Consider the following 13,267-nt stretch of genomic DNA (forward strand, 5'->3'; position numbering starts at 1 on the left):
AGCAGGCTTCATGAAGGGGAGCACTGCTCCCCTTTTTTCAATTTTGAATTCAAGTTACTAAAGAGGAACGATCATGGCGGCTAAAATCTCTGCTTCTATGGTTAAAGAACTGCGCGAGCGCACTAGCTTGGGCATGCTGGAATGTAAAAAAGCTCTGGCCGAAGCCGATGGTGACATCGAACTGGCGATCGAGAACCTGCGTAAGTCCAGCGGTATGAAGGCAGCGAAAAAGGCTGGCCGTACTGCGGCTGACGGCGTTGTTGCGGTTAAAGTTGCCGACGACAACAGCTACGGTGTGCTGGTTGAAGTGAACTGTGAAACTGACTTCGTTGCCCGCGACGAAGGCTTTATCGGTTTCGCCAACAGCGTTCTGGAAGCGGCTTTCGCCTCCAAGCAGACTGACGTTGCTGCGCTGATGGAAGGTGAGCTGGAAGCGACCCGTGAAGCGCTGGTTCAGAAGATCGGTGAGAACATGAGCGTTCGCCGTATTGAAGTTCTGGAAGGTGCCAGCGTTGGTGCTTACGTTCACAGCAACAACCGTATCGCCGTTCTGGTCGCTCTGACCGCCGGTGAAGAGGCTGTGGCTAAGGACGTTGCGATGCACGTTGCTGCCGTTAACCCGCGCGTTGTTAAGGCTGAGGATATGCCTGAAGACGTACTGGCCAAAGAGAAAGAGATCATCCTGGCGCAGCCGGACATGGCTAGCAAGCCTGCCGAAATCGCCGAGAAGATGGTCGGTGGCCGGATCAAGAAGTTCCTGTCCGAGAACTCTCTGATCGATCAGGCGTTCGTTAAGAACCCTGAAGTCAAGGTTGGTCAGCTGGTTAAAGATGCTGGCGGTGAAGTGGCTTCCTTTATCCGCTTCGAAGTGGGTGAAGGTATCGAAGTAGAGAAGGTTGACTTCGCTGACGAAGTTGCCGCTGCTCTGCAGTAAGCCTTGCTTGCTCTCGCAGGTCGCCATCGGGCGGCCTGCATTGAGCCTTCGAGTGAGTCCGGTGCGCCTTTTCGGCGTTAGCTATGGATTCAGTCGAAGGCTACTTGATACACTCCAGCTTAATTTTGTCGGGGGCTCAACCTGTGACCGAAACCAATAAGGCCAGCTATAACCGAATTCTTCTAAAACTCAGCGGTGAAGCGCTGATGGGAGATGAAAATTTCGGCATCGATCCCAAGGTGCTTGACCGGATGGCTCTGGAGATTGGCCAGCTGGTGGGGATCGGCGTCCAGGTCGGTATGGTGATCGGTGGTGGTAACCTGTTCCGAGGTGAGGCGCTGAGCCGGGCCGGTATGGACCGGGTGACTGGCGATCACATGGGGATGCTGGCCACCGTGATGAATGCGCTGGCGATGCGCGATGCGCTGGAGCGTAATAACATCACCACCCGGGTGATGTCGGCAATTTCTATGGTCGGCGTGGTCGAAGACTACGATCGACGCAAAGCCATTCGCTACCTGAATCAGGGCGACGTGGTGATCTTTTCCGCTGGCACTGGCAATCCTTTCTTTACCACCGATTCGGCTGCCTGTTTGCGCGGTATTGAGGTTGAGTGCGATGTGGTGCTCAAGGCGACCAAGGTGGATGGGGTTTATTCCGCCGATCCGGTCAAAAATCCGACTGCGACCAAGTATGATCGTCTGACCTTCGACGAGGCGCTGGAGAAGCAGCTGGGCGTGATGGATTTGACCGCGATGTGTCTGACGCGGGATCAGAACATGCCGGTACGGGTATTTAATATGAACAAGCCGGGTGCTTTGGTAACCGTGGTCCGTGGTGGCGACGAAGGTACCTTGATCGAAAATGACCCGGCCTGAGGAGAAGCAAGTGATTGATGATATCAAGCAAGACGCTGAAGAGCGGATGCAGAAAAGTGTCAAAGCGGTAATCGATAACTTCAAGAAGATCCGTACTGGTCGTGCTCACCCGAGCATTCTTGACTCGGTCAAGGTCAGTTACTACGGCTCCGATGTGCCGCTAAGTCAGGTGGCCAACGTTAATGTCGAAGATGCACGGACGCTGTCGATCACCCCTTGGGAGCGCCCGATGGTGCCGGAGATCGAGAAAGCGATCATGAAGTCGGACCTGGGGCTGAATCCTTCCACGGCAGGTACCGTGATTCGTGTGCCGATGCCAGCGCTGACCGAAGAGACCCGTAAAGTGTTTATCCGTCAGGCTCGAGGTGAGGCCGAAGGTGCGCGTGTGGCGATCCGAAATATCCGTCGTGATGCCAATGGTGATATCAAAGACCTTCAGAAAGAGAAGGAGATCACCGAAGACGAACAGCGCCAGGCTGAAGATGCGATCCAAAAACTGACCGATAAGTACATCGCAGAGGTTGAGTCGCACCTGCAAAATAAAGAAAAGGATCTGATGGAGATCTGATCTCCATTTCTGATTCATGTCTGATCTGAAGTCTTTTGCCAGCTTACCCAAGCATGTTGCCATCATTATGGATGGCAATAATCGCTGGGCTAAAGCACGCCGGCTGCCGAGCCTGGCGGGTCATAAGGCCGGCGTCGATGCCGTCCGAGCCATGGTTGACGGCTGTGCCCGTTATGAAGTGGCCTCATTGACCCTGTTTGCCTTCAGTAGCGAAAACTGGAAACGTCCGCCGGCGGAAGTTACCGGTTTGATGGAGCTGTTTATGCTGGCGCTCAAGCGCGAGGTCAAAAAGCTCCACAAGAACAATATCCGGCTTCGGGTTATCGGCGATAAAACGCGTTTCAGCGATAAGCTGCAGCGTAAGATTGCTGAGGCAGAAGCCTTGACCGCCGGCAATACTGGGTTGTGCCTGAATATCGCTGCCAACTATGGCGGACAGTGGGATATCGCCCAGGCGTCACGACTGTTGGCTGAGAAGGTTCAAGCTGGTGAGCTGGAGCCTGAGCAGATTAACGAAGCGTCGTTGGCGCAGCATCTCTGTTTAGCTGACCAGCCGTTGCCGGATCTGTGTATTCGTACCGGTGGCGAGCGTCGTATCAGTAATTTCCTGCTGTGGCAGTTTGCCTACGCCGAGCTCTATTTTACTTCGACTCTTTGGCCTGACTTCGACCGAGCGGAGCTGGAAGCCGCGTTTGAAGATTTCAGTGGTCGTCAGCGCCGTTTCGGCAAGACCAGTGAACAGGTAGAGGCCGAGCAGCAGCATGCTTAAGCAGCGAGTACTCACCGCGCTGGTTCTGGCGCCGTTGATGCTGTGTGCAACCTTTTTGCTGCCGTTGTTCGAATTTAAGCTCTTTATTGCAGCAATCGTCACCCTGGCTGCCTGGGAGTGGGCCAATCTGTCCGGCTATCAAGAATCCAGTCAACGCGTCGGCTATGCTGTCGCCGTACTTGGCTTGGTGGTGCTGATCAAGTACCTGGGATTCCCTGCTTTACCGATATTATTGGCAGCGTTTGCATTCTGGGGCTTGGCGCTGTTCTGGGTCTGTGCCTATCCAAAAAGTTTAAGCCAGTGGCAAAGTTGTCGAGCTCGCGCTGTGATGGGCTTGTTTGTGCTGATCCCCGCCTGGAGTGGTTTGGTTGAGTTAAAAGGGTTGCCCGAAGGTAACCTGTGGCTGCTGTTGTTGATGCTGCTGGTCTGGGGGGCTGATATCGGGGCCTACTTCAGCGGTAAGACCTGGGGTAATAAGAAGCTGGCCGTTGAGGTGAGTCCAGGCAAAACCTGGGCCGGATTCTATGGTGGTGTGGCTACCAGCTTGTTAGCCGCGTTGCTGTTTGGTCTGTTTTGCTCCTTTACCATGGTCCAGCTGGTCAGCTTGTTGTTGCTGAGTCTTGGAACAGCGTTGGTGTCGGTGTTGGGCGACCTGCTCGAGAGCATGGTCAAGCGCCATCGCGGTATCAAAGATAGCTCTCAGCTGTTGCCGGGGCATGGCGGTGTGATGGATCGGGTCGATAGTCTGACTGCGGCAGCACCAATTTTTGCATTGGGCTTGATAATGACCGAACTGGCCCGGATCACGGTGGTCTAACCCGGTCTATGGAAATCCTACAAACCGTTGCCGCAGCGATTGTTACGCTCGGCATTCTCGTTACCATTCATGAATACGGCCATTTCTGGGTCGCCCGTCGCTGTGGCGTCAAGGTGCTGCGTTTCTCGGTAGGTTTTGGCAAACCGCTGTATCGCTGGTATGACCGTCAGCAGACCGAATATGTCATCGCCGCCATTCCGTTGGGTGGTTACGTCAAGATGCTGGATGAGCGTGAAGATGACGTGCCTCCAGAATTGCGCTCGCAGGCCTTCAATACCAAACCGGTTGGGCAGCGAATCGCAATCGTCGCTGCGGGACCGGTGGTCAATCTTGTCTTTGCCGTGTTTGCCTACTGGCTGATGTTTGTCGCCGGAATCAATACCGTGGTGCCGGTGATCGGCGAGTTGAAGCCGGAATCGGTAGCTATGCAGGCCGGACTGCAGAGTGGACGTGAACTAATAGCGGTCGATGGTCATCAGACCCGAACCTGGGAAGAGGTTTCGCTGCGATTGGCGGCCAGAATTGGTGATAGCGGTGAGCTCCGTCTGCGTACTCGTGAACTTAACGGCACCAATGAGCGTGAGCTGAGTCTTCCAATTCAGCGCTGGCAGTTTGATGAGCAGCATGGTCCGCTGTTTACCCTGGGTATTGAGCCATATCGGCCGCAAATTCCCGCTACCATCGGTTCTCTGGTTGAGGGTGGTCGTGCCCAGCAGGGAGGGTTGCAGGTTGGCGACCGGGTGTTGATGGTCGATGATCAGTCGATCGAGCGCTGGGAGCAGTTGGTAGAACAGATACGCAATCGTCCGGAACAGCAGGTACGCCTGCAGCTGGAGCGTCAGGGGCGGGTACTGGAATTGGCCTTGACTCCTGCTCGAACCCAAGCTGAGGATGGCCAGGCATACGGTTATATCGGTGCCGGTGTGCAGCAGGTTAGTTGGCCGCCGGAGATGATGCGCGAAGTACGTTTTTCAGTGATTGAGGCGGTACCGGCGGCGGTCGCCAAGAGCGGTCAGATGATCGGTCTGACACTCGAATCCATCTGGAAAATGCTGCAAGGCCTCATTTCGGTAAAAAACTTGAGCGGCCCTATCACCATTGCTAAAGTGGCGGGGGCTTCCGCCGCCTCCGGGCTGGAAAGCTTCTTGAATTTCCTCGCTTATTTAAGCATTAGCCTGGGAATATTAAACCTGTTGCCGATTCCTGTGCTCGATGGCGGCCATCTGCTTTATTACTTGGTGGAAGCCGTGCGGGGCAAACCCGTTTCGGAAAAGACCCAGATTCTGGGTTTAAAGATTGGTATGTCGCTTTTGCTGGGGCTGATGCTGCTGGCACTCTACAACGACGTGCTGAGACTTTGAACGCAACAGTAGCCCAACCAAAAACCATAACGGATTAGTAGTTCTCCATGCGACGTCAACTAGCTACCGCCCTCCTGTTACTGTCCTTCCCCTTGATGGCTTTTGCCGATAGCTTCGTTGTAGAGGATATCCGTTTCGACGGTTTGCAGCGGATGCAGTTGGGTCGGGTGCTGAGTATCTTTCCAATCCAGGAGGGTGACCAGGTTGATGAGTTCAGTCTGGCCAAGGCGACACGGGCGCTTTTCTCCAGCGGCTACTTTAATGATGTGCAATTAGCACGGGACGGCAATCTGTTGATCGTTCGCTTGACCGAGCGTCCCGCGATCAGTCGAATCACCATCGAAGGCAATAAAGAAGTCAAGACCGAGGGCCTTAAGGAGGGCCTGGCCGGGCTCGGGTTGGTTGAGGGTGAGGTTTTCCAGCGCGCGGCGCTGGATAAAATCCGCCTGGAGCTGTTGCAGGTTTATGCCGCCCAAGGCCGCTATGGCGCTCAGATCGAAACCAGCGTTGAACCGCTACCCGAAAATCGTCTGGGTCTGAATATCAACATTAAAGAAGGGAAGGCGGCGGCTGTTCAGCATATCAACGTTGTCGGCAATGAGGTCTTTAGTGATGAAGAGTTGATCGACCTTTTCAGCCTGAAGACCCCCGGATTCTGGGATTTCTTTAGCGAAGGACGTTATTCACGGGAAAAGCTCAGTGGTGATCTGGAGCGGCTACGTTCCTATTATCTTGATAAGGGCTATATCAACTTCAAGATCGATTCGACCCAGGTTTCGCTGACCCCAGACCGCAAGCATGTGTTTGTCACGGTTAATATCACCGAGGGAGATCTTTATTTCTTTGGTGACTATGATCTGGCTGGCAAATTGGAGGTGGCAGAGGATCAGCTGCTTTCACAGGTGGCGATTACTCCGGGGGAGACTTTCTCTCGCGATCTGATGGTGCGCTCTGCCGATAAGATCAGCCGACGGCTTGGCGATGACGGCTTCTTGCTGGCTAATGTGAAGCCAGTTCCGACGATCGATGAGCAGAATAAAACCGTTTCGGTACGATTCTATGTTGAGCCGGGTAACCGGATGTACGTGCGTCGGATCAACTTTGTCGGCAATACTTCGACCGCCGATGAAGTACTGCGTCGTGAAATGCGCCAAATGGAAGCTGCTTGGGCATCGACCAACGCGATGGAAAAGTCCAAGGATAGACTGGAACGTTTGGGCTTCTTCAGTGAAGTCAATGTTGAGACAACCACCGTTCCGGGGGTTCCTGACCAGATCGACTTGGAATACAGCGTGGTTGAACAGCTATCGGGAAGTCTGTCTGCGAGTATCGGTGTATCCCAGAGCTCCGGCTTGATTCTGGGCGCCAGCGTGTCCCAGAAGAACTTCCTGGGAAGCGGTAATTTTGTCTCGTTCAATGTAACCCGTTCAGATAATACCCGAGAGCTTAGCTTTAGCTACGAGAATCCTTATTACACCGTTGATGGTGTTAGTCGCGGCTTCAGTGCCTACTATAGGGAAGAAGATCTCGATGACGATGATCTGTCCGACTACAACCTCGACTCCTATGGCGGTGCCATGAGTTTTGGTTACCCGATCGATGAACACCAGCGTTTAGGACTATCAATTGGAGCGGAACAACTCAATCTTAAGCTGGGCAGCGATGTGCCCAATGAGCTTAACCTGTTCGTTCAGGATGAAGGAGATTCCTTCACTCAGCTTCCCGTTGTCGGTTCCTGGTCCAGTAATCATCTGAATAGGGGACTGCTGCCCACCGAGGGCTATAGTCAGCGGGTTTCGCTGGAGGTGGCCGGACCGGGAAGTGATCTGAATTTCTATAAGTTACGTTATTTCGGGCAGCTCTATTACCCGTTGAGTGATGACCAGCGTTGGGTTGTTCGTGGTAAAACCAATCTTGGTTATGGTGATGCCTTTGGCGATACCACTAAGCTGCCGTTCTTTAAGACCTTTCGGGCGGGTGGTTTTGAGTCAGTACGTGGGTTTAAAAACAATACTCTTGGGCCGCGGGACGCGCGAACTACTTCGGGTACCCTTGATCCTTTAGGTGGTAATGTGTTGATTACAGGATCCGCCGAGCTGATCTTCCCGGTGCCTTTTATTAAGGACCAGAGCAATATGCGTACGTTGTTGTTCTGGGATGTCGGTGGTGTGTTTGACCGCAACTGCCTGACCGATAACCCAGCCTGTGACTTGGATATGAGCTTTAGTAATCTGAGTTCGTCGGTCGGTGTGGGGTTATCCTGGTTGACCTTTATCGGGCCGATGTCGTTCTCGTTGGGCGTGCCGGTTAAAGAGCAGGAGCATGATGAAGACGAGTTCTTCCAGTTCTCACTGGGTAAAACCTTCTAATTTCAAAAATAAGGACAGAGTATGAAAGCGTTGAAAATGGTGCTGCTGGCTGCGCTGCTACTGCCAGGGCTGGCATTGGCTGAGACCAAGATCGCTGTGCTGGATATGGAGGCAGCGCTGAGCGCAACCAAACAGGCGGGTGTTTTACGCGACAAATTGAAGCAGGAGTTTTCCGCTGAGGAGAATCAGCTGCGTCAGATGTCTGAAGAGGGTAATGCGTTAAAGGCCAAGCTTGAAAAAGAAAATAGCTTTTTAAGTGACGCCGATCGCCGCCAGCTTTTGGGACAGATCCAAAAGAAATTCCAGGAGTTTCAAACCCTGGGGAATCAGCTTAAACAGCAACGCTTGGCTCGAGAACAGGCGTTTTTGGTTGAAATGCGACCGCAGATTGAAAGCATCCTGAAAGAGCTCGTTAAAAATCGAGAGATCGACATCATTCTTAATCGGAAGAGCGCGGTATTCGTTGATCCCAAGCTAGACCTGACGCCGGTAATCGCCGAAGAACTCAATAAACTTTGATTGGAGGGGTGCCTTGTACAATCTAGGTGAGATAGCTCAGGCGTTAGGTGCTGAGTTGATTGGCGACCCGGATCTGCAGATCCAGGGATTGGCTGCGCTGGACAAGGCTGGTGAAACCCAGCTGACGTTTCTGTCGAACCCCCGTTATCGAAAATCGCTGGCAGAAACCACAGCGACTGCAGTGCTGGTGCAACCGGAGTTTAAAGAGCTTTGCCCGGTGGCTGCGTTGGTCGTGGACGATCCTTACTTGGCATACGCCCGGATTTCCAATTGGTTTGATCAACGACCGATGGTTGCTGAGGGGATCAGCAAAGGTGCTTGGGTCGATCCTAAGGCTGAAGTCGATCCTACTGCCCGGCTGGCCCATGGGGTTGTTGTTGAAGAGGGGGCGATTGTCGGAGCCAGGGTTGAAATTGGTCCGAATACGGTTGTGGGAGCAGGCGCCAAAGTCGGTGATGAGAGTCGCTTAGGTGCTAATGTTACCCTGTATCATGACGTTATCGTGGGTAAGCGTTGCCTGATTCACAGTAGTGCCGTTATCGGTGCTGACGGCTTTGGTTTTGCCCGTGAAGAGGAGCGTTGGGTCAAGATTCATCAGATCGGTCGAGTCATTCTCGGAGATGATGTCGAGATTGGTGCCTGCAGTACTGTCGATCGAGGCGCAATTGATGACACCGTGGTTGGTAACGGGGTCAAAATAGATAACCAGGTAATGGTTGGCCACAATGTCGTGATCGGCGAACATACTGCCATGGCTGGCTGTTCGGCCAGTGCCGGAAGCACTAAAATAGGCAGCCGCTGTACCATCGGAGGGGGTGCCGGCTTGTCGGGCCATATAGAAGTTGCTGACGACGTTCATCTCAGTGGTATGGCGATGGTGACCAAGTCACTGACGGAGAAAGGCGTATACTCCTCTGGCACTGGCATCATGCCGTACCAGCAGTGGCGACGTAATGTGGTGCGTTTCCAACAATTAGATAAGCTGGCCGCAAGAATCAGCCAGCTTGAAAAAGCAATGAAAGACAAAGGTTAAGGTTTTTGTAAGATGATGGATGTGAAGGAAATTCGTAAATACCTTCCGCACCGTTACCCATTCTTGTTGGTGGATCGGGTCGTTGAACTCAGTGTTGGCGAGTCGATTGTGGCCTACAAAAATGTGTCTGTTAACGAGCCGTTTTTTAATGGTCACTTCCCGGATCACCCGGTTATGCCTGGTGTGCTGATCGTTGAAGCGATGGCGCAGGCAGCGGGTATCTTGGGCTTCAAGACGATGGGTAAAACGCCCCAGGATGGGTCAATCTACTATTTCGTCGGTTCCGATAAGCTTCGTTTCAAGCGCCCGGTGGTGCCAGGTGATCAATTGCGCCTCGAGGCGTCGATCGTATCGGAGAAGCGGGGCATCTGGAAGTTTGATGTTAAAGCAACCGTAGACGGTGATCTGGTCAGTTCGGCCCAGATTCTCTGTGCTGACAGGAAGATCTGATTTTGATTCATAGCCAGGCGATCATTGACCCCAGCGCACAGATTGCTGATGACGTTGAGGTTGGACCTTGGACGCAGATCGGTGCGGGTGTGGTGATCGAGTCAGGCTGCCGCATCGCATCCCATGTGGTGATTAACGGGCCGACCCGAATCGGTCGGAATAATCAGATCTTTCAGTTTGCTTCGGTCGGTGAAGCTTGCCAGGACAAAAAGTATGCCGGTGAACCCACCGAGCTGATCATCGGCGACAATAACGTAATTCGTGAAAGCTGTACCCTACACCGTGGTACGGTTCAGGATGAAGGTATAACCCGTATCGGCAGCGGCAATTTATTGATGGTCAATGTCCACGTGGCTCATGACTGTCGGATTGGCGATAACACCATCGTAGCGAATAATGTTGCCCTGGCCGGTCACGTTCATGTCGATGACTTTGCCATCGTCGGTGGTCAGACCGGTGTACACCAGTTCTGCCGTATCGGCGCCCATGCGATGTGTGGCGCCGCTTCAATGATCACCAAAGATGTACCCGCGTATGTGATGGCCTCAGGTAATCTGGCCAAACCTCACGGTATCAATAGTGAGGGCCTCAAGCGGCGTGGTTTCAGTCCTGAAGCGTTGCGGGCGCTGAAGCAGGCTTATCGGCTGGTCTATCGTCAGGGACTGAAGTTGGAGCAGGCTATAGCAGAGTTGGACGATCTGCAGCGTCAGTATCCTGAAGTTGCGCTGTTGGCCCAATCGTTGCGAGATTCTACTCGCGGCATCATCCGTTAGGCTCTTATGCGTATTGCGATTGTGGCCGGCGAGGCCTCTGGAGATATTCTGGGGGCTGGGTTGGTTAAAGCATTACAGAGCCTATCTCCCGAACCTATCACTTTCGAAGGTATAGCTGGGCCGTTGATGCAGGCGCAGGGGGTCCAGAGTCGGTTTCCGATGGACCGGTTGTCGGTGATGGGGCTGGTTGAGGTCTTAGGACGTCTGCGTGAGTTACTAGGTATTCGCAAGCAGCTGATCGAAAACTGGCTGCAAGACCCTCCTGATCTGTTTATCGGGATCGATGCCCCCGACTTCAATTTGACCCTCGAGCAAAAGCTGCACGAAGCGGGTATTCCGACTGTGCACTATGTCAGTCCGTCGGTCTGGGCTTGGCGACAAAAACGGGTCCAGAAAATTGCCCGTGCGACAGATCTAATGCTTTGCTTACTGCCTTTCGAAGCTGCGTTCTATGATAAGTCTGGTGTGGACGCGCGCTTTGTGGGACACACTCTGGCCGATGAGTTGCCGTTAGAACCCGATAAAGAGGCAGCAAGAGATGCGTTGGGACTGGACCGTGCGAAGCGCTATGTCGCTTTGCTGCCGGGCTCCCGGGCTGGCGAGGTAGAACGCTTGGCGCCGCTGTTTTTGGAGGCGGCGCAGCGTTGCCTAGAGCCGCAGCCGGATCTTGAATTCATCATCCCATCGGCCAATGATTCCCGTCACCAACAGCTGGAACAGTTGCTGCAACAGCACTCACTACCGGTTCATCTGACTCGGGGGCAATCGCAGCAGGTGATGTTGGCGGCAGATGTTGTGTTGCTGGCTTCGGGTACGGCGGCGCTGGAGTGTATGCTGTTGAAGACACCAATGGTGGTTTCCTACCGAGTGGCTCCGCTCAGTTACATGATCCTGTCGAGAATGGTCAAGGTTCCCTATGTATCGCTGCCTAACTTGCTGGCCGATCGAATGCTGGTACCCGAGTTGATTCAGCAGCAGGCAACGGCACCGGCACTGGCGGAAGCGTTGTTGAAGCAATTGGACGATCCTCAAGATCAGCGAGACAGTTTCTACGAACTGCATCAGCAGCTGCGGCTGGATGCTAGTGAGAGTTCTGCCAAGGCGGTACTGGAGCTGCTGGAGAAGAAAGGCAAGCTGACCTTGTCATGAACGATTTTGAATGTAGCTACCAGGGCGTACTGCTGGCCGGTGTAGATGAGGTGGGTCGCGGCCCGCTTTGTGGGGATGTGGTTACGGCAGCTGTGATACTCGACCCATCGCGCCCAATCGAAGGATTGGCTGATTCGAAGCGGCTGACAGATAAACGCCGAGCGGGACTGTTTGACCAGATCCGTGAACAGGCGTTGGCTTGGGCGGTGGCTCGCGCAAACGTTGAAGAGATTGATCAGCTTAATATTCTCCATGCCACGATGTTGGCGATGCAGCGTGCGGTCGATAGGCTTGATCCGGTACCGGAGTTTGTCCTGATCGACGGGAATCGTTGTCCCAACCTAACGATGCCTAGCGAAGCGGTGGTTAAGGGTGATAGCCGGGTCGCAGCGATCAGTGCGGCATCTATCTTGGCCAAGGTGACCCGAGATCGTGAGATGGAGTCGTTAGATCAGCTCTATCCAGACTATGGCTTTGCAAAGCATAAGGGCTACCCAACTGCGCAGCACCTCGAAGCACTTGAGCGGCTGGGGCCAACTCCCTTCCATCGTCGCTCATTCGGGCCGGTCAAGAGATTGCTTCAAGAGGACTAGCTCGACTGGTATCACTGTTGAATATTTTGTACGCTCAAGCTGCTGGATTATTCAACTGCGGGCCCAGCCCCTAAGGAGTTTCCGATGACCTCTACCCCAGATCGACACGACCAGCGCTTGGTGGTTGGCTGGTATGTTGCCCTGATCGCTGTGCCTCTGTTTGTTCTCGTGTTGTTGTTGAATGCAGATCCCTATGAGCGAGTTCAGCTCAATCAGGTTCTAGAATTACGCGCCAAACTGACCGCTGAAAACGTCGGCGCCCAAGTTATCGATTTTCTTGATTCCAAGGGTGGTCATAATTTGACCGAACAAGAGTGGTTGGATATCCAGCCGGCCGATGCTGAACAGTTTTTTTTCATGGTGAACAGTTCAAAATACAGCCCGGCGCTGAAAGATCTGCTGCGTGAAGCACTAAAGGACGACCTGGTTACCTCGCTTGAATATCGTCAGTTCCGAGAGCAAGCGTTGCCGGCGTTGATGGACCCGGTTGTAAGAACACAGTTTGGTCTTTAATAATTCGTTGAGCAGCTAGGATGATCAGGCTGAGTTAAGTGGCTGATCAGTTGTATGAAAAAGGCGCCGTCAGGCGCCTTTTTTAGTTTTGCTGTTTGGGTCTTGTTTTGACGGTTTTTTGACCGGTTTTAAATTCGTAAAAAATATTTCACAAAAGTCGTTGACGGCAGTTCTTAGGTCTGTAGAATGCGCCCCCACGTTGTCGCTGAGGCGATAACGGAGTCGGTCTTCCAGCTGATGTTTCGATGTTGCTGGAGGCCCTTTTTTCAAGCGGTTTTTCGAATGTTTTTTCGAAAAACACAACGAAAAAAGAGCGCAAAAAAAGCGTTGACTCACGGGTTTTGAGATGTATAATTTCGACCCTCGCTTGAGCAGCCAGACGGCGCGCCAAGCAACGCTCTTTAACAAATCGATCATGCAATTCGTGTGGGCACTTGCTGGGATAGGACAGCAGATATTCTCCGGAATATCACAAAGACTTATCAAAGTAAGTGACTCGTGAATTCATACGACACTATACGTACTTACGTTTAGTTAAGTT

15 protein-coding genes are annotated in these 13,267 nt (G+C 53.1%); 14 read left to right on the plus strand and 1 reads right to left on the minus strand.

Features of this window, described 5'->3' with window-relative positions:
• The first annotated feature begins 73 nt into the window (after positions 1-73).
• The 14 genes from tsf (at position 74) to DV711_RS17950 (ending at position 12,726) form a co-directional block, all read left to right on the plus strand.
• On the plus strand, positions 74-934 hold the full coding sequence (gene tsf / locus DV711_RS17885; RefSeq protein WP_114697093.1) for a translation elongation factor Ts: 861 nt from the start codon (positions 74-76) through the stop codon (positions 932-934).
• Positions 935-1,077: 143 nt separating this feature from the next.
• Positions 1,078-1,812 (plus strand): UMP kinase, encoded by a 735-nt coding sequence (gene pyrH / locus DV711_RS17890; protein WP_243633876.1) that lies wholly within the window; start codon positions 1,078-1,080, stop codon positions 1,810-1,812.
• Positions 1,813-1,822: 10 nt separating this feature from the next.
• Positions 1,823-2,380 (plus strand): ribosome recycling factor, encoded by a 558-nt coding sequence (gene frr, locus DV711_RS17895; RefSeq protein WP_114697130.1) that lies wholly within the window; start codon positions 1,823-1,825, stop codon positions 2,378-2,380.
• A gap of 16 nt (positions 2,381-2,396) precedes the next feature.
• The gene (gene uppS / locus DV711_RS17900; RefSeq protein WP_114697095.1) at positions 2,397-3,149 is read left to right on the plus strand and encodes a polyprenyl diphosphate synthase; all 753 of its coding nucleotides are present in this window, start codon (positions 2,397-2,399) and stop codon (positions 3,147-3,149) included.
• On the plus strand, positions 3,142-3,966 hold the full coding sequence (locus tag DV711_RS17905) for a phosphatidate cytidylyltransferase (RefSeq protein ID WP_114697096.1): 825 nt from the start codon (positions 3,142-3,144) through the stop codon (positions 3,964-3,966). The genes uppS and DV711_RS17905 overlap by 8 nt, the downstream gene beginning before the upstream one ends.
• A gap of 8 nt (positions 3,967-3,974) precedes the next feature.
• On the plus strand, positions 3,975-5,327 hold the full coding sequence (gene rseP / locus DV711_RS17910; protein WP_114697097.1) for a sigma E protease regulator RseP: 1,353 nt from the start codon (positions 3,975-3,977) through the stop codon (positions 5,325-5,327).
• 47 nt (positions 5,328-5,374) lie between these two features.
• Positions 5,375-7,696: an outer membrane protein assembly factor BamA gene (gene bamA, locus DV711_RS17915; protein WP_114697098.1), complete on the plus strand. Its 2,322-nt coding sequence runs from the start codon at positions 5,375-5,377 to the stop codon at positions 7,694-7,696.
• A gap of 36 nt (positions 7,697-7,732) precedes the next feature.
• Positions 7,733-8,215, plus strand: coding sequence for an OmpH/Skp family outer membrane protein (locus DV711_RS17920; protein WP_243633881.1), 483 nt, complete (start codon positions 7,733-7,735; stop codon positions 8,213-8,215).
• Between the two features lie 13 nt (positions 8,216-8,228).
• Positions 8,229-9,248, plus strand: coding sequence for a UDP-3-O-(3-hydroxymyristoyl)glucosamine N-acyltransferase (gene lpxD, locus DV711_RS17925; protein ID WP_114697100.1), 1,020 nt, complete (start codon positions 8,229-8,231; stop codon positions 9,246-9,248).
• Positions 9,249-9,260: 12 nt separating this feature from the next.
• Positions 9,261-9,698 carry a 3-hydroxyacyl-ACP dehydratase FabZ gene (fabZ, locus tag DV711_RS17930; protein ID WP_114697101.1) on the plus strand — a complete coding sequence of 146 codons (438 nt, stop codon included), beginning with the start codon at positions 9,261-9,263 and terminating at the stop codon, positions 9,696-9,698.
• Between the two features lie 2 nt (positions 9,699-9,700).
• Entirely contained in the window at positions 9,701-10,471 is a 771-nt protein-coding gene (lpxA, locus tag DV711_RS17935) for an acyl-ACP--UDP-N-acetylglucosamine O-acyltransferase (protein WP_114697102.1), read from the plus strand.
• A gap of 6 nt (positions 10,472-10,477) precedes the next feature.
• Entirely contained in the window at positions 10,478-11,620 is a 1,143-nt protein-coding gene (gene lpxB, locus DV711_RS17940) for a lipid-A-disaccharide synthase (protein ID WP_114697103.1), read from the plus strand.
• Positions 11,617-12,213: a ribonuclease HII gene (gene rnhB / locus DV711_RS17945; protein WP_114697104.1), complete on the plus strand. Its 597-nt coding sequence runs from the start codon at positions 11,617-11,619 to the stop codon at positions 12,211-12,213. The genes lpxB and rnhB overlap by 4 nt, the downstream gene beginning before the upstream one ends.
• An 84-nt stretch (positions 12,214-12,297) precedes the next feature.
• Positions 12,298-12,726 carry a hypothetical protein gene (locus DV711_RS17950; protein ID WP_114697105.1) on the plus strand — a complete coding sequence of 143 codons (429 nt, stop codon included), beginning with the start codon at positions 12,298-12,300 and terminating at the stop codon, positions 12,724-12,726.
• Between the two features lie 69 nt (positions 12,727-12,795).
• Here DV711_RS17950 and DV711_RS19405 read toward each other — a convergent pair whose 3' ends face one another.
• A complete protein-coding gene (locus DV711_RS19405) occupies positions 12,796-13,143 on the minus strand; it encodes a hypothetical protein (RefSeq protein ID WP_133297483.1) in 348 nt (115 codons plus the stop codon).
• Positions 13,144-13,267 lie beyond the last annotated feature (124 nt).

This window comes from Motiliproteus coralliicola (assembly GCF_003345655.1).
Classification (GTDB): domain Bacteria; phylum Pseudomonadota; class Gammaproteobacteria; order Pseudomonadales; family Balneatricaceae; genus Motiliproteus; species Motiliproteus coralliicola.

Excerpts from the sequence above, each read along its gene's own strand:
- uppS (WP_114697095.1), top strand. The coding sequence starts at position 2,397 with ATGTCTGATCTGAAGTCTTTTGCCAGCTTACCCAAGCATGTTGCCATC.
- tsf (WP_114697093.1), top strand. The coding sequence starts at position 74 with ATGGCGGCTAAAATCTCTGCTTCTATGGTTAAAGAACTGCGCGAGCGC.
- rnhB (WP_114697104.1), top strand. The coding sequence starts at position 11,617 with ATGAACGATTTTGAATGTAGCTACCAGGGCGTACTGCTGGCCGGTGTA.
- DV711_RS19405 (WP_133297483.1), bottom strand. The coding sequence starts at position 13,143 with ATGATCGATTTGTTAAAGAGCGTTGCTTGGCGCGCCGTCTGGCTGCTC.
- fabZ (WP_114697101.1), top strand. The coding sequence starts at position 9,261 with ATGATGGATGTGAAGGAAATTCGTAAATACCTTCCGCACCGTTACCCA.
- lpxB (WP_114697103.1), top strand. The coding sequence starts at position 10,478 with ATGCGTATTGCGATTGTGGCCGGCGAGGCCTCTGGAGATATTCTGGGG.
- bamA (WP_114697098.1), top strand. The coding sequence starts at position 5,375 with ATGCGACGTCAACTAGCTACCGCCCTCCTGTTACTGTCCTTCCCCTTG.
- DV711_RS17950 (WP_114697105.1), top strand. The coding sequence starts at position 12,298 with ATGACCTCTACCCCAGATCGACACGACCAGCGCTTGGTGGTTGGCTGG.
- DV711_RS17920 (WP_243633881.1), top strand. The coding sequence starts at position 7,733 with ATGGTGCTGCTGGCTGCGCTGCTACTGCCAGGGCTGGCATTGGCTGAG.
- rseP (WP_114697097.1), top strand. The coding sequence starts at position 3,975 with ATGGAAATCCTACAAACCGTTGCCGCAGCGATTGTTACGCTCGGCATT.
- DV711_RS17905 (WP_114697096.1), top strand. The coding sequence starts at position 3,142 with ATGCTTAAGCAGCGAGTACTCACCGCGCTGGTTCTGGCGCCGTTGATG.